Genomic DNA, 13,798 nt, shown 5'->3' with positions numbered 1-13,798 from the left:
CGGTCTCTACTATATCTGGGGATCCGGCAGGAACTCCAGCCGATCCCGGCGATCGACCACGACGCTCAGCGCTCCATGACTTGCGAGTTTCATGAGAAACGCCAAATTTGCGTTACAAGCAGCGCAGGTGGGCCAATTAAAGCTGGAGTTGAAACTCAGACTCATCTCACATGTTACTGCGTACAAGACAATTCCGGTTTAATGCATGGACATCGCGAACTCCGGAAATCCCCAGGTTCAGGTCAAAATCGGCAATAATATTTTCAAGCAGCCGTCTCACACCGGATTCTCCGGCCAGCGTCAAAGCATAGATGTAGGGCCTGCCGAAGAAGACCATTTTGGCTCCTAACGACAGCGCTTCGTAAATATCCGCGCCATGCCGGATGCCGCTGTCAAATAGAACGGGTATTTGACTTCCGACCTTCTCAGCGATAGCCGGCAATGCATCCAAAGCAGAGATTGCTCCGTCCCGGTGGCGTCCACCGTGATTGGAGACGATGATGCCATCCGCTCCGCAATCCATCAGATCGGAAGCCTCTTCGGGATGAAGGACACCTTTTACGAGAAGGGGCACCTTCAAACTTCGAACGGAAACATCCTCAAACAACCTTTGCGTAATCCGCCAATGATCAAACGATTCCAGGTTCGCTCTCAGAGCAGCCCCGCTGCCCGCACCGCCAGCCGCATAGTAAAATACCCGTTCATCCAAGCATTTGACGTGCCCGTTCCTGCCATTGCTCAAAAGCGATCGGGAGTTTTTTTGCTTAGGAGATATTCTTGATTGCGCATCATCCGGATCCGGGTTCCGAAGTTCATAACATCCCTCCACAGTATTATATGAGCTCAGAACGGGGATATTTGCTTGAGATATGGAGTTTCACCCCTGTAGGCTTTTCGTAATTGACACAGCTAAAAAACCCATTTATAGTGTAGACATCTACATGAATGGAGGGAGAAATTTATGCCAGGCATTTACGACATGTACCCCTATAGCCTATACATTAAGCTGATCGCGCAGCGGGTCCGGGAAATCATCGACCAGCTTCTGAAGGATCATGGCTTGAACAGCTCACAAGCGATTCTCCTATCGCATATTCATCAATCCATAGAAGAACGTATAGAGATCAACCGAAAGTTTCTTGAAAAAACGATGGCCCTAAGCGGTCCGTCCGTGACAAACTTATTGAATGGTCTGGAGAAATCCGGATTTATCACGCGCAGCAGCAACCCTGCCGACGGACGAAACCTCCGTATCGATATCACAGATAAAGCCAAACAATTTCTTAGCGAGAGGAGTGATGCGTTCTCGAAATCTGAAGATTTGATTACGCAAGGGATGTCTGATGCCGAAAAAGCCATGTTTGTTTCTCTGCTGACCCGTGCTTTTGAAAATGTTCAAAAACAGCCGCCGAAGTGATGCATTTGTCATCTATTTATATATTTTTTTATACAAATAGGTAGAAGGCTACATAATTTAAGTTTAATAAAGTTTAAGAGATGGTCCTAATGAATAATCAACAAAACAAACTGGAGCTATCCAGAATCGGACTGGGATGCGGTCATATGTCAAATGTCAATGAAGCTGTCAAAAGTGCTGGCATTGCCGCCATTCATGCCGCTTTTGAGAGTGGAATCAATCATCTCAACACAGGGGATTTTTACGGTGCAGGGCAAAGCGAGATGGTCATCGCCGAAGCACTGAAGGGGTATAAAAGGGATGATTATTTTATATCGCTGAAGTTTGGGGCATTGAATACGCCGGGCGGCCACTTGTACGGACTGGATGTCTCCCCGCATCATGTTAAGAACTTTCTCGCCTATTCGCTCAAACGCCTCAATCTTGACTATATTGATCTTTATCAGCCCGCAAGAATCGATCTGGGTATCCCTGTTGAAGAAACGATCGGTGCCATTTCCGAACTGGTTCAAGCCGGCTATGTCAGGCAGGTTGGAGTCAGCCAGGTCGACATAGAGACGTTGAGAAGAGCGCATGCCACGCATCCGATCAGCTGGGTGGAAGTCAAATACTCGCTTTTTAACCGAGGCATCGAGAGAGGGATTTTGCCGACTGCGAGGGAATTGGGTATCGGCGTTGTTGCTTTTGGGGTGTTGGCTCATGGTCTTCTTGCCGGCCATTGGACAGACGAGCGAATCCAAAAGAGCAAAGGCGGTTACGTTCCGTTGTTTTTTGAAGACAATATAAATAAAAACGTTGTCTTGGCCCAAAAGCTGGGCGGGATCGCCGCAAAAAAGCAAATGACGTTATCCCAATTGGCGTTTGCATGGTTGTTATCCAAAGGCCAAGACATCATACCGCTTATCGGTACCGTATCGCGGCTCATCTTCAAGAAGCTTTGCAGTCACTTCATATTCATCTGACTGAAGAGGATGTCAGGGAAATTGAAGATGCGATACCAGAACAGGAGATCGCCGGCGCTTCTTTTCCCAATATGCAATTTAGAAACGGTATGACGGTTCGTGTATAAGCAAAGATGATATCCCGCACGGTATTCAGCAGCCTCAAACCGCGATTGACACGGCAAAGAAGGCAGGGGCTGGTCGAGTGGTATACACAAGTCATATGGGCTCTTTATCATAGTGCTGGTAACTCAAGCTCTTAAAAGCAGGAACGAAAGCATTCTTCCAAAAAACAATATATAATTGAATGGGTTTACTATCTTGAATTGAATCAAGGATACTACTATTTTTGTGGGGGGTTCGATCAATAATGAGTAGCTCAAATGATGAGGTTCAAGAAACAAAAATGAATTCACTTCATGAGTACATTTCAGAGGGGAAAATGATCGTTGAATCATTTAAAAGTCTGAACGCCAGAGTACAGTTACACCAAATCTTTTCACTGCCTTCGCACCTTGATGACTATTTCTTTGATCCCGAGAGTCGATTCCTGGTCAGCAACGGACCACTGGTGTTGAATCAGCATCTGCCGCTCGATTGGGAAGAACTCGAACACCTGGCTCCTGAGGGAAACTGGGAATTAAATGGTCTGGTTGTTCTGGGTGATCTGACTATTGAGGGTAACGTGCTGAACACCAACATGGACAGTGGCCCACTGCTTCTGGTGCAGGGCAATGTCACTGCTCGCAACATCCTCTCCGGCGGCTCTGAAATCTATATCAACGGAGACGCCCACATCCGCGATGCCGTCTATGGATATTACAATCACGGTTCCATAGAGATTGTGGGCAATCTTTATGCAGGCTTGATCGTCATGGACGATCATATGTACAACATCAAAATAGAAAATATGCAGGTTCCAGCTCAGTACCTCGATGCCGATTTCACTGATGGTTCCGACGACCTGAAGGAGTTGAACCATATCCTCAGGCAAGAGATCAACTCTTTGCGAGATTTAAAAAATCAAATCATCGAGGGCGATGATATTCTGAAGCCCGAAGCGCAATACCAGCTCAAGTGAACGCCGTTCGGTACTTATTCTTAGACTTTCATTTTACTATCCTTGACCGTTAGTTTAGAGCCAACCAGGAGCAGTTTGCCACCGCGGCAGCTGCTTCATTTTTCGTTGAAGTAACGGGCAGGTGTGTGGAGAAATATGTTAATATTGGAACAGCAGGACTAGCATGAAAAATACAAGTGTTAGGTGATGAGTATAATAAAGCATATCCTTATTACATTATTTATTGGTGTTTTGCTGTTTGGAGGATTATTATACTCCCCAATAGGTTGGAATGTTAGAGTCAAGTTAGCGGAGAATGTTTCAACAACAAAATACCAACCATACGCATGGGTTTTTGTAGGTAAATCCAAACACGCTCAAATGCTCCAGGATCGGTTAGTACAACAATGCGGGTATATACCCGATATGAATCACCCATGTTTCTAACTTGAGTTAATTAAGGGAGCAAATCGCCGTTCGAAACTAAACGAAGTAGGGAGATCATTAAAATTTGAGCAAATTAATGATATATGGGTTACTATTCGTGTTGTTCTGTGGAATTGTTGGTTGTACTGAGAAAGACTCCGAGGATAAAATCACATCAATTAAATTAACAAGTACTGATGTTTGGGAAAGAGCAGAGAAGAAGCCGGCGTTTAAAGAAAAAATTTTTGACAGCCCTGACGATATAGAAGTTTTTCAAGAAGCAATAAAGCAAGCAAGCGAAGTGTTGGAATTAATTGATTATCTTAGCTTGTTCCATATGACTGTAACATTTGAGGATGGTAGTGAAAAGAAATATATATTGAACATCGTGGACGAAGAAGGGCAAAAAGGATTACTTGTTGATACAGCAACCAGTGAGCAGTCTTACATCATACCTGAGGGTATAAATGAAGGGTTAAGGAAGATAATCTTCACCAATTAAAATGACCTTTGCTACTGTTACGATGGCCGCTCTACTTTGGGTGATTTGAATCGATTTCTAGCTTTAAAGGGGAAGGAGGTTCAAAGTGAAGAAGGCAATTCAGATAGGATTTAGTATCTCCGTAATGTTACTGGCACTTTTTACAATTTTCCGGATTCCTCTAAGTAAAGCTTTTGTTGAGAAGGAGATAACTACTTTCCTAAACGGGGTTATCGCAAAAGATTTGGATGTGGCGTCCGACTTTTACACACATCATATAGAACTAGAGACGATCCAGCAAAATCTGGAACAAGACGGATTTGGTTTAATTTCCTTTAGCGATGTTGAAGGGGAATACGATGATGGATGTGTATGCACAGGACACGTCAACTTAACCTTTGACAATAACGGGGAACCACTATCGGTAAGAGCAGTCTTTACAGACAGCAAGCAGGTTTGTGCCATGAGCTCATCTAACGAACGATTTCCAGTAACGTCAAAATGGAATAAGTATGCGTACGGGGGCGACTTTTGAACTTTACACTTGGGAAGCTGCCAGCACATGATCGGCAGCTTCATTACGTTAACGGTCAGATTAGTTATAACTAAACTCTTCCCAAAATAAGGGATTACGTTTGATATAATCATCTAAACAGCCGGTATAACAGCTGCCGTCTTCTCAATAGATGGGTATCTATGCCCGTAACATGATAACGAGTATGTCCAGGATAATACGCGCTACCGCATCGACTAAGAAGAGATGGAGGAATAAATGAATATTAAACTCGAAGAGCTGATTTATGCCTTAAACCAAAGGTTCAAGAAGGATATCATCGCGGCCGACTACCAGACTGTGCCGTTACAGGGCGGAACTGTGGGAAATGTGTACCTGGTATCAGGGACCGCCGAAACCGGGGAAGGCGAAATATTGTCGTACCGTATCGTACTGAAAATACAGAAGAAGTGGGAGCGTTACGGAGATCCGGGTTCATGGCGCCGGGAATATGATCTCTATTCGTCTGACTTGGGAGCGACTTTCTCGGAAGCCCTTCGCTGGCCGATATGTTATCATGCCGAGTTCAATGCCGAAGTTAATGAATACCATCTGTGGCTGGAATATATGGATGGCGTAACCGGTTTAGACTTGACTGGTGAAATGTATGAAAAAGCCGCGCTGGAGTTAGGGCGCTTTCAAGGCAGGCTGTATGCGGAGCAACCCGCCGTGCTGCAGAGCCTGACCAACCTGAGTCAGGTTGATCTCATGAAGATGACGTATTTGCATTACCGGTCATGGCCTATCGTCTACGATTATATAAGATCGGATGACTGCGAATTGCCGCTGCATGTGCGGCAAATGCTCATCGAGATCGATGAGCAAGCAGACGAGATATTCGCCCGTATTGAAAAATTACCCCTTGTGCTATGTCACCGAGACTTCTGGGTAACCAACCTTATCTATGCTGACGGGAATTTCGCGCTTATCGATTGGGATACCAGCGGATGGGGCTACCTAGGCGAGGATCTCGCAAGCCTGATCGCGGATGAACCGGATATCGACCACATGGTCGAACACTACCAGCGATGCATCCCCATGTATTACAAAGGCTTTTCGGAGTATGCGGATGTGTCCCGAATCGCCGATCATTGTATCTACGAGATCATCCTTCTCTTATTCGGGTACAGGCTTGTGGAGGGGTATCTCCACACAGAGGCTGATGACGAGAAGACAAAGCATTTTCAAACTCTCCAAAAAATCTATGAAATAAAGACCATACCCTTGACGGTCACATCTGGCTGCTTAACCTAAGGCTAAGAAAGGATTAGAAACTGAGTTACATCATATGCATAGCTCAGCACACCACATCACCTATAAATTAGGTGTACTGAATAACATGTGCACATATAAGTGATACATGAAAAAACGGGATGCTCTCCAGATGATGTGATGGAGGCATCCCTTTTTCGGCAAATTTGGTAATCTAACGGGTAGATTAACGCAATAATAGATCAGATTACTGATATAATGAAAAAATCTACTACTTCCAAAATCGGGGGAGCTTATGAAGGACTTTCTAGAAAAAGTACAAAAATATTTGAAGGAAGGCGATTACAGCAAGTTCTTGGATACGCTGAAAAAATACAACTATCCCAAAGGCTCTGTGTTACCGTTTCAGGTGTTGGGGAAAGCACTTGAATCTAACCGAATAGCTTGGGCTTCCGATATCCTAGACAGCTACAGCATTGATAATATAAATGATAAAAAAGAACCTGTGATCACTACAGCCGCTCGATATGGGAATAGGGCGATTTTCGAAAAACTCTTAGCGCACGGAGCAGATCTCCATGCACTGAATCATGTAAAGTCATCCGCTCTCTGGAGAGCCCTTGCTTTTAAGAATTATAAAGGTGTCCGTGCATTAATTGAGCTGGGCTTCGATTTGAAATCGAATGGCGGGGATGCTCTTCGAACTGCAGCTGGGGACGGTAAATTTGAAATGGTCCGTTTGTTCGTCGAACATGGGGCGGATGTCAATTTCAATGGCCCGGATCAAGTCTTTCCGTACTGTACGACTCCTGTCCAAATGGCCGCGAATGGGAATCACTTTGAAATCGTTACCTATTTGGTGGAGCATGGCGCAGACGTGACGATGAAGGATAAGTACGGGAATCGTGCGTTTCTGGAGGCGAAACGGCATAAAAATACAGAAATGATGGAGTATATTAAGCAATTTGAACCGTCCATTTGGCATGAAGCGGATAAAAGGGCGGCAGAACTCAAGAAAATGGGGTTGCCATCTGACATTATGAAGTGGCTTGGAACCGAAAATCGTCGTATTGACCTTCCTGAGACCTGTCCCGCACCATACATCGAGTTCGAAACGATTTTTGACGTTAAGCCTATAGAGTGGCAGGGTAGAGTTTTCCTCGACTTAACGAAAGAAGTGGAGGGCTATAACAGCACTGGTTTTGTCATTTGGATCCCTGACCAAAAATGTTTAGGGAGCTTGGATGTCGAGCATGAAGAATTGTACATTTATGGAGGCATGAAGTGGAACAAATTTATTAAAAAACTACCCATTATTGTAGATATCGTGTTGGACGGTCTTCCGATCGACGAACTTTATCAATAATGTTATACACTAGGAACACGGAAGTTTTGGGAGCGATAGTCCAGGGCAGTCGTAAATTTAGCGGAAATCAGGTGAAGGATACCCATGTTCATTCAAAACGCCCATTTTTTATATTCGAATGTTGATGAAGAGATAGATGTTGTACTGGTTGGTTTTGCCGATCAAGAATTTGAAACAAAAGAATATATCCTTCTTCAGAGATCCACAGTGAGTGATGACCAAGACAAGGCTCTAGGGCTTGATAAAGTGCATATCACCCTAAATAGAGAAGATTGTTCAGACTACTGCGATATCAAAGAAATCAAATTGCGTAGGGACTCCTTGGAGATCATCCTTGATGACACAACAGCCAAAGTGCACAGAGTACCCAATCATGTCGTAATTAGGTTCCATGCCGCTATAGATCAACTTCAATCCATAAGAAATCATCTTGAACTTATGTTTCAAAATGAGCCTGGGACGCTGAAGTGTACGGATATATAGCGATTGTGCTATTAAGCTCGCGGGGAACGGTAGTCCAACGAGACACGATGGCAGCTGGCCAGATGATCGGCTGCCGTTATCACTGAAAATAACCGGCAGTTATCATCATTTAATGAGGGGTAAATATGAAGCAATTTACGATTGCTGGATGGATTATTGAAGTTGATGTCGATAAGACAAGTGAATATTATGCAAGCGAACGAACACATGCTGAAGCTTGTAGTTGTATATATTGTAGAAATTACGTAATGGCTTTTGAAACAATCCCTAAGAGCGTGTTAATTTTCCTTAACTCTTTAGGTATCGACCCCATAAAACAAGTGGGCGAAATATTTGAGAGCTGCCGAAATGAGAATGGATCACACTTATATCACGGTTGGTATCATGTAGTGGGTCGAATTATTCAGGGAATAGATTGCATGGTTCCCCCAACAAATTGGCGTGAGATAGATTTATACATCGTTGATGGTATCAAGTTTGGTTTTACAAACAAACTTGAATTGGTCGCAGAAAATTTTCCTGAACCAACAATCCAGTTAGAGTTTGAAGCAAATATTCCATGGGTACTTAATGAACCGCCAGAATCATAAAAAATAAAAGTTCATCATTAAACAATCTGGGGACGATTGTCCAACAACCAGGGCGAGGATTGTCGCGCGGCTGCTGTTATTTAGTTACTAACGAAGTGGGTTGATTAATGTGAATGATTTAGTTGTTCGGAGAAACCAAGATTTAGAAGGAGTTGCAGTATCTTGTTCTTCTGAAGCTAATCTCAAATTCGAAGTTAAAATCATCAATCGTGGGCAAGAAGTCATTCAAGTTATTGGCATCTTAGAAGTGAGGAACTGGTTGGCTTCGCTTGTCCCATTTGTCCCAAATGTTACTTGCGTCATCTTGCGGATACATGCCTACTGTGATTAACATTGTTAAAACGATAACAACTATCCAAATGAAGGTTGAGCCAAATCGATTCAACTTATTACTTACAGTCAGTCCTAATATTACAACAGCGATATTCATTACAACGCTAAACGGCAACGCTACAATTAGCCCTAGCCCAGTGTTCGGAAATAACATGAGAAGCATTCGAAGTAAAATAAGACTTGGTGACATTAACAGAATCATCTTAACAATATAAGTTAACACGTCTCTTAGCATGCAATAAACTCCTTCGAAACTCAACTCAATTTGACTTATTTTTTTATTGTGCACGTATTTCTTTTTTTTCTTCTATGTGTGCAATAAAAATGCCCAATCTAAATGATGTGATGGGGCCGTTGAAGTAGCGGGGGACGATAGCTCAATGACCAGGGTCGCCGTGGCGCGGCAGCTGCTCCCTGATTTCATTGGAGTTACCCGAAAGGATAAGGTAATGTCTTCTTAGTAAAATAAGTCAATGATGCATTTTCCCAAGCGCAGCCTTTTCTTCCGCTAAGAAAGGATTAAGAACTGAGTACCATCTTATACATTGGTCATCACACTACTTCACCTATAACTTAGAGCACTAAAGAACATACGCACATATAAGTGCTACGTAATAAAGGGGATGTCCTCCAGATGATTTGTGGAGGCATCCCCTTTTTGGTAAAGTTGATTAAGCTAACCCAGGTGATTTGTATTCGTTTAACTCACAAATTTATCCTTCTAAGCAATGATATTGATTAGATGAAAGATAAGAGATTATATGGGGTGTAAAGAACGCCGGTGACCTTAAGCAGGTAACCGGCGTTTCCATATTAGCGTTTCGGCATTTTGCTCTTATCCATGTACAGCAGGTTCCAGCGGTGACCGTCCAGGTCGGCAAATCCTGCACCGTACATCCAGCCGTCAATTTCACTCGGCTTGCCAAAGATGCTTCCTCCGGCAAACTCTACTTTTTGAATCAAGGCATCTACTTCTTCTCTGCTTTCAGCGCCAATGGAAAATATTACTTCCGCGCTATGGGAAGTATCTGCGGTCTTTGAACCTGTAAATTTCTCAAACGCCGCATCCGGGAACAGCAGAATCGTTGTTTGGCCTATGGCAAGCTTGGCTCTCTCGTTACCAAAGCTCACCGCATTGAATCCAATCTCATTGAAAAAGGCAGTTGATCTCTCAACATCTTTGACCGGCAGGTTAATCCAAATCTCCTGTGACATGGCTGCAGCCTCCTGGAATATATTATCGCCTACTCCTATTATACTCCTTCTGGAAGCAGAAGCGAATCTTATAAAGCAACCGCAAGGTATGACATTCCTGTAAGGCAGCCGGAGCCCTCATGGTCGGCTGCCTTGTTCATATACAAACAGTACAAATAACGCAACTAAATTGCAAAATAATACGTTTAGACTGAGAGGGGAACCGTTAGTTGGGATGGGATTATTATTTTGGGGGTGCATCTTGAACAATAAGCCTCTGTATTCAGCCTTATTTCTGAGTGTTATAGTGAACGTCGTTATTTTGCTCATTTTTGTTACAATGCCAAAGGAAGAAAAAGAGTACCCTAGTAATTTTCGTGGAGATTTTTCAATTAACGAAGGTGGGATCTCTACTGCTGTAACTCCAGTCGGTGATCTCTGGATATACATCTCAAGTGAAAATAAGGTTTATAATGTCTCAAAAAACGAATCAGGAAAAATCGAAGTTTCGACAAGCCAACTCCCAAAATAATGGGCAAATGAGTGTATCGGTCCATTATAGCTAAATCAAAAACATGACTTCAACCGGCCCAAAAGACCGGCTGAAGTGGTTGCACTAACAGGAGGTCTTCTCCCTACAAAGGGAAAATTCGCTATTATCGAATAATATCTAGCAACGACTTTATAGTACTTATTGGTATAGATCTGAGAATGATTTTGGGGGGACAGTTATGTCTTATGACCCATCTGTTCATAGGATGTGGGAGAAATTCGTAGAAACCAGCAGAAAGAATGGGGTACAGCCCAGGTCGTATAAATTTGTCTTTCGTTTTGGAGACAATAAAGAGAGTTCGGATGGATTGCTATCATTAGTTCTTCAGCGGCGTAAGCCTACTGCTTATTCACCTTGGTTTTTCGAGCATGACGGACAGCCTCTGCCACAGGTTGGAGATTACAGCATCGTGACCAATTGGGAAGGTATCCCCCGGTGTATTATCCAAACTGTTCATACACGTACAGTACCATTTATCGAGGTAGATGAAGAATTCGCGAAAATGGAAGGAGAGGGAGATCTGAGTCAGTCTTACTGGAGAATGGCGCATGAATCATATCTGTCCAGGGAGTGCAAGCGTACAAAGAATATCTTCTCCCACCAAATGCCTGTATTCTGTGAAGTGTTTACCGTAGTTTTTGAGCAGGAGGTCCTGTATTGAAAAGATGGATTTCATTATTCCTTTTAGTCGGAATCATTTTGGGGATATCTTACTACTACATCTTCAATCAAGCCAAGGATGCACTCGCCATAGATGCCTCATACGGAATGATGGAGTCGGCTGCCCATAGTCTAATTAACACCGAACAGAAGTATGGTTTTAGGTTAGTCAACGAAAGCGATAAGGATGATCACGTTATTAGAAATTGAACTACAAGGTTTTGAAGGTATTAAGTTAAATGGTCTAACAATTGATGGGAACCCAATTACTCCCCTGCTAATACCTAGTCACAGAGTCTATATGAGTTCGGAAAATTGGTCAACCAACAGCCAAGGCGTTAATGTTGATTATCTTGCTAAAATTATGAAGGAAACGAGAAGGAACCCTGATAGTGCAAAAATCACATATCCCTACAAGGGAATTAAGTACAAACAGATCCTAAGAATGCCTGTAACTCAATTACGCTGACTGTGGATGATATAATAATTTGCAGGTTGTGGAAGTCGCACCCTCTTAATTGAAGTAAAGCTAACGTCATAATGGAGGTAATGGATTTAAGGATGATGAAAAGGGCCATTATTAGTTTTATTCTGACTGTAGTCATTTTTAGTGGGATTGTTTGGTATTCCCATAAGGCATATACTGGAGAAGTGGCGACTGTTATAGCGGTAAATGAAAGAAGTATTCTTGTTCGGAATTATGAGGGACGATAGACCAGTGTTTTATTACCGGAGGGTATAAGTAAGTTGATTAATCAAAATAAAGAATACTTAATCAGTTATGAAACACGAAGATGGAGCCAACCCGTTCTTGTACATATTGAGCCATTTTCAGAGTAGTTCATAAAGCTGGCAGCTGGCTAAGATGATGATAAGCTCCCTATACGGTAGACAGGTAAAAAAATAAAAACCTGCTGCAGAAGGGGAGCTTTTTCATGTCTAAAGTAAAATAGTGCTTCGGAGAAACTTGCTATCCTTGAAGAGATCTCAGTTGGAAAAATCGGTTTTCTTGCTGCAGCAAGGAAAACTCCAAACGGTGAAGGTTTACCATGAGAGGGGCCAAGAGTCGCTCTACAACATGGGATGAGAGGATCGATATCGTTCACTACCGCCTGGCGAATCTGCACGACTATCATAAGACAGCGGGCCAGTTTCAGGCTTCCTACCAGAAAGTATATCAATGGGTTAAGAAATTCGAAGCTGGCGGCCCGGATGCGTTAAAAGATGGCCGGGGGCAAAAGAAGACGCCAGAAGAGCTGGCGGAGGCAGATCACCAGAAGCTCGAGATGAAGAAGATGGACTACGAAAAGGAACGGCTTCGGGCGGAGAATGCATTTCTAAATATATATGGCATCTTAATCACTTTCAGCCGCTCATTCTCCTGCTCACGAGAGCTGGGTTTTGTGGGGATGTGGGCGTAATTTTTTTGCTTACGACCCAGCTTGCCGCGGCAGCGGGCCATTGATCACGGGTGAAACGAATCTGCTTTACGGATCATAAATTAGTCGTTATTACAAGTACTTGGCTGTAATCCAAGGGGGCATGTATTTGAGGGCGATCAAAAACTCGATTTTGAAAGAGAATTAGAATTAAGAGATCAGCTGAACTATTTTTTCTTGCTACGTCATCATTGAGAATCACGCTAAACGGGGAGTGATAGCATTATTAACCCATGAAGGCCGCCGACTTGGAGAATCGGCGGCTTTCGAGTGCTAAGGGGTAGGATAAACCAGTAGGATATGAGTATATGGAACATATACCGATAACCTGTTTCGTAGGAGGAGTATTATGAAGGTCAGACTCAGTGAATATACCGAGGATTGGAATAGGCTTTTTCAAGAAGAAGCCGGCTTCCTGATGTCGATATTCAAAGATGAGATCCTACAAATCGAGCATTTTGGAAGCACTTCAGTTCCTGGGTTAAAAGCTAAGCCTATCATTGACATGATATGTATTGTGAAAAGCATTAGTATTATTGATTTGTTTAACGATAAAATGCATTCCCTCGGCTATGATGCTGCCGGAGACTGGGGCATTCCGGGAAGAAGGCTATTCCGCAAAGGTGGAGAAAATAGAACGCATCACATCCATTTTTATCAAGCCGACAATCCTCAAATCGAAAGGCATTTAATATTCAGGGATTATTTGAAAAGTCATCCTGAGGAAGTGGCCAGATACAGCCGGTTCAAGGAAGAACTAGCTCAACGCTTTGAAAACACAAGCGAATATAGTCCAGCCAAGAAAGCCTTTGTGACGAACATGGAGAAGCTTGCACTAACATGGTTTGCAGAGACTCGTCAAAGTAACTAACCTTGTTGTTCATCTACCGGATAACATTAGTTCAAAGACAGAAGTGTATTTTGCCTAGGCAAGATACCCTTCTGTTCGTTGTCAATTGTCCCATCGCTCCAATATCGCAGCGGCATTTTTCGCGTTTGCGGGCGCTGTTCCTTCTTTGTTGTCATTCTCGTAAAGATTTAGTTAACAGAATGTTAAATTATAGTATAAGGACTTCAAAGCGCAAAAACC

General features: G+C 43.2%; 17 protein-coding genes. 15 read left to right on the top strand and 2 right to left on the bottom strand.

The window, feature by feature from the left end:
- Window positions 1-166: 166 nt before the first annotated feature.
- Window positions 167-709: an alpha-hydroxy-acid oxidizing protein gene (locus ACP26L_RS18905; RefSeq protein ID WP_426445381.1), complete on the bottom strand. Its 543-nt coding sequence runs from the start codon at window positions 707-709 to the stop codon at window positions 167-169.
- A gap of 252 nt (window positions 710-961) precedes the next feature.
- On the opposite strand from ACP26L_RS18905, the gene ACP26L_RS18900 reads away from it, so the two are divergent.
- From ACP26L_RS18900 to ACP26L_RS18860, 9 genes are all read left to right on the top strand, one after another.
- Window positions 962-1,417 carry a MarR family winged helix-turn-helix transcriptional regulator gene (locus tag ACP26L_RS18900; RefSeq protein ID WP_426445379.1) on the top strand — a complete coding sequence of 152 codons (456 nt, stop codon included), beginning with the start codon at window positions 962-964 and terminating at the stop codon, window positions 1,415-1,417.
- Between the two features lie 89 nt (window positions 1,418-1,506).
- A complete protein-coding gene (locus ACP26L_RS18895; protein ID WP_426445377.1) occupies window positions 1,507-2,379 on the top strand; it encodes an aldo/keto reductase in 873 nt (290 codons plus the stop codon).
- Window positions 2,380-2,800: 421 nt separating this feature from the next.
- Complete coding sequence (locus tag ACP26L_RS18890; protein ID WP_426445375.1) at window positions 2,801-3,439, top strand: hypothetical protein; 639 nt, start codon at window positions 2,801-2,803, stop codon at window positions 3,437-3,439.
- Between the two features lie 490 nt (window positions 3,440-3,929).
- Window positions 3,930-4,346: a hypothetical protein gene (locus tag ACP26L_RS18885; RefSeq protein WP_426445373.1), complete on the top strand. Its 417-nt coding sequence runs from the start codon at window positions 3,930-3,932 to the stop codon at window positions 4,344-4,346.
- Window positions 4,347-4,431: 85 nt separating this feature from the next.
- Complete coding sequence (locus ACP26L_RS18880; RefSeq protein WP_426445372.1) at window positions 4,432-4,860, top strand: hypothetical protein; 429 nt, start codon at window positions 4,432-4,434, stop codon at window positions 4,858-4,860.
- A 237-nt stretch (window positions 4,861-5,097) separates the two neighbouring features.
- Entirely contained in the window at window positions 5,098-6,132 is a 1,035-nt protein-coding gene (locus ACP26L_RS18875; protein WP_426445370.1) for an aminoglycoside phosphotransferase family protein, read from the top strand.
- A gap of 253 nt (window positions 6,133-6,385) precedes the next feature.
- Entirely contained in the window at window positions 6,386-7,456 is a 1,071-nt protein-coding gene (locus ACP26L_RS18870; protein WP_426445368.1) for an ankyrin repeat domain-containing protein, read from the top strand.
- A gap of 84 nt (window positions 7,457-7,540) precedes the next feature.
- On the top strand, window positions 7,541-7,939 hold the full coding sequence (locus ACP26L_RS18865; RefSeq protein WP_426445366.1) for an Imm10 family immunity protein: 399 nt from the start codon (window positions 7,541-7,543) through the stop codon (window positions 7,937-7,939).
- Window positions 7,940-8,064: 125 nt separating this feature from the next.
- Window positions 8,065-8,529 (top strand): hypothetical protein, encoded by a 465-nt coding sequence (locus ACP26L_RS18860; RefSeq protein WP_426445364.1) that lies wholly within the window; start codon window positions 8,065-8,067, stop codon window positions 8,527-8,529.
- 1,146 nt (window positions 8,530-9,675) lie between these two features.
- On the opposite strand, the gene ACP26L_RS18855 is transcribed toward ACP26L_RS18860, so the two are convergent.
- Window positions 9,676-10,077: a VOC family protein gene (locus ACP26L_RS18855; RefSeq protein WP_426445363.1), complete on the bottom strand. Its 402-nt coding sequence runs from the start codon at window positions 10,075-10,077 to the stop codon at window positions 9,676-9,678.
- Window positions 10,078-10,363: 286 nt separating this feature from the next.
- On the opposite strand from ACP26L_RS18855, the gene ACP26L_RS18850 reads away from it, so the two are divergent.
- From ACP26L_RS18850 to ACP26L_RS18825, 6 genes are all read left to right on the top strand, one after another.
- Complete coding sequence (locus tag ACP26L_RS18850) at window positions 10,364-10,588, top strand: hypothetical protein (protein ID WP_426445361.1); 225 nt, start codon at window positions 10,364-10,366, stop codon at window positions 10,586-10,588.
- A 199-nt stretch (window positions 10,589-10,787) separates the two neighbouring features.
- Window positions 10,788-11,270, top strand: coding sequence for an ASCH domain-containing protein (locus tag ACP26L_RS18845; protein WP_426445359.1), 483 nt, complete (start codon window positions 10,788-10,790; stop codon window positions 11,268-11,270).
- On the top strand, window positions 11,267-11,479 hold the full coding sequence (locus ACP26L_RS18840; protein ID WP_426445357.1) for a hypothetical protein: 213 nt from the start codon (window positions 11,267-11,269) through the stop codon (window positions 11,477-11,479). Before ACP26L_RS18845 ends, ACP26L_RS18840 begins: the two co-directional genes overlap by 4 nt.
- Window positions 11,457-11,738 carry a hypothetical protein gene (locus tag ACP26L_RS18835; protein WP_426445355.1) on the top strand — a complete coding sequence of 94 codons (282 nt, stop codon included), beginning with the start codon at window positions 11,457-11,459 and terminating at the stop codon, window positions 11,736-11,738. The genes ACP26L_RS18840 and ACP26L_RS18835 overlap by 23 nt, the downstream gene beginning before the upstream one ends.
- 580 nt (window positions 11,739-12,318) lie before the next feature.
- On the top strand, window positions 12,319-12,690 hold the full coding sequence (locus ACP26L_RS18830; protein ID WP_426445354.1) for a helix-turn-helix domain-containing protein: 372 nt from the start codon (window positions 12,319-12,321) through the stop codon (window positions 12,688-12,690).
- A gap of 367 nt (window positions 12,691-13,057) precedes the next feature.
- Window positions 13,058-13,579, top strand: a complete 522-nt coding sequence (locus ACP26L_RS18825) for a GrpB family protein (protein ID WP_426445352.1) — start codon at window positions 13,058-13,060, stop codon at window positions 13,577-13,579.
- The last annotated feature ends 219 nt before the right edge of the window (window positions 13,580-13,798 follow it).

Source organism: Paenibacillus sp. S-38, from assembly GCF_049942825.1.
In the GTDB taxonomy this organism is placed as follows: Bacteria; Bacillota; Bacilli; order Paenibacillales; family NBRC-103111; genus Paenibacillus_G.
Note: the sequence above shows the minus strand (reverse complement) of the source record. Positions and strands in the feature narration are given on the sequence as shown.

Bases quoted from the DNA above. Each gene is read 5' to 3' on its own strand.
- ACP26L_RS18900 (WP_426445379.1), top strand. From the start codon at position 962: ATGCCAGGCATTTACGACATGTACCCCTATAGCCTATACATTAAGCTG.
- ACP26L_RS18895 (WP_426445377.1), top strand. From the start codon at position 1,507: ATGAATAATCAACAAAACAAACTGGAGCTATCCAGAATCGGACTGGGA.
- ACP26L_RS18890 (WP_426445375.1), top strand. From the start codon at position 2,801: ATGATCGTTGAATCATTTAAAAGTCTGAACGCCAGAGTACAGTTACAC.
- ACP26L_RS18875 (WP_426445370.1), top strand. From the start codon at position 5,098: ATGAATATTAAACTCGAAGAGCTGATTTATGCCTTAAACCAAAGGTTC.
- ACP26L_RS18870 (WP_426445368.1), top strand. From the start codon at position 6,386: ATGAAGGACTTTCTAGAAAAAGTACAAAAATATTTGAAGGAAGGCGAT.
- ACP26L_RS18865 (WP_426445366.1), top strand. From the start codon at position 7,541: ATGTTCATTCAAAACGCCCATTTTTTATATTCGAATGTTGATGAAGAG.
- ACP26L_RS18860 (WP_426445364.1), top strand. From the start codon at position 8,065: ATGAAGCAATTTACGATTGCTGGATGGATTATTGAAGTTGATGTCGAT.
- ACP26L_RS18855 (WP_426445363.1), bottom strand. From the start codon at position 10,077: ATGTCACAGGAGATTTGGATTAACCTGCCGGTCAAAGATGTTGAGAGA.
- ACP26L_RS18845 (WP_426445359.1), top strand. From the start codon at position 10,788: ATGTCTTATGACCCATCTGTTCATAGGATGTGGGAGAAATTCGTAGAA.
- ACP26L_RS18835 (WP_426445355.1), top strand. From the start codon at position 11,457: ATGATCACGTTATTAGAAATTGAACTACAAGGTTTTGAAGGTATTAAG.
- ACP26L_RS18830 (WP_426445354.1), top strand. From the start codon at position 12,319: ATGAGAGGGGCCAAGAGTCGCTCTACAACATGGGATGAGAGGATCGAT.
- ACP26L_RS18825 (WP_426445352.1), top strand. From the start codon at position 13,058: ATGAAGGTCAGACTCAGTGAATATACCGAGGATTGGAATAGGCTTTTT.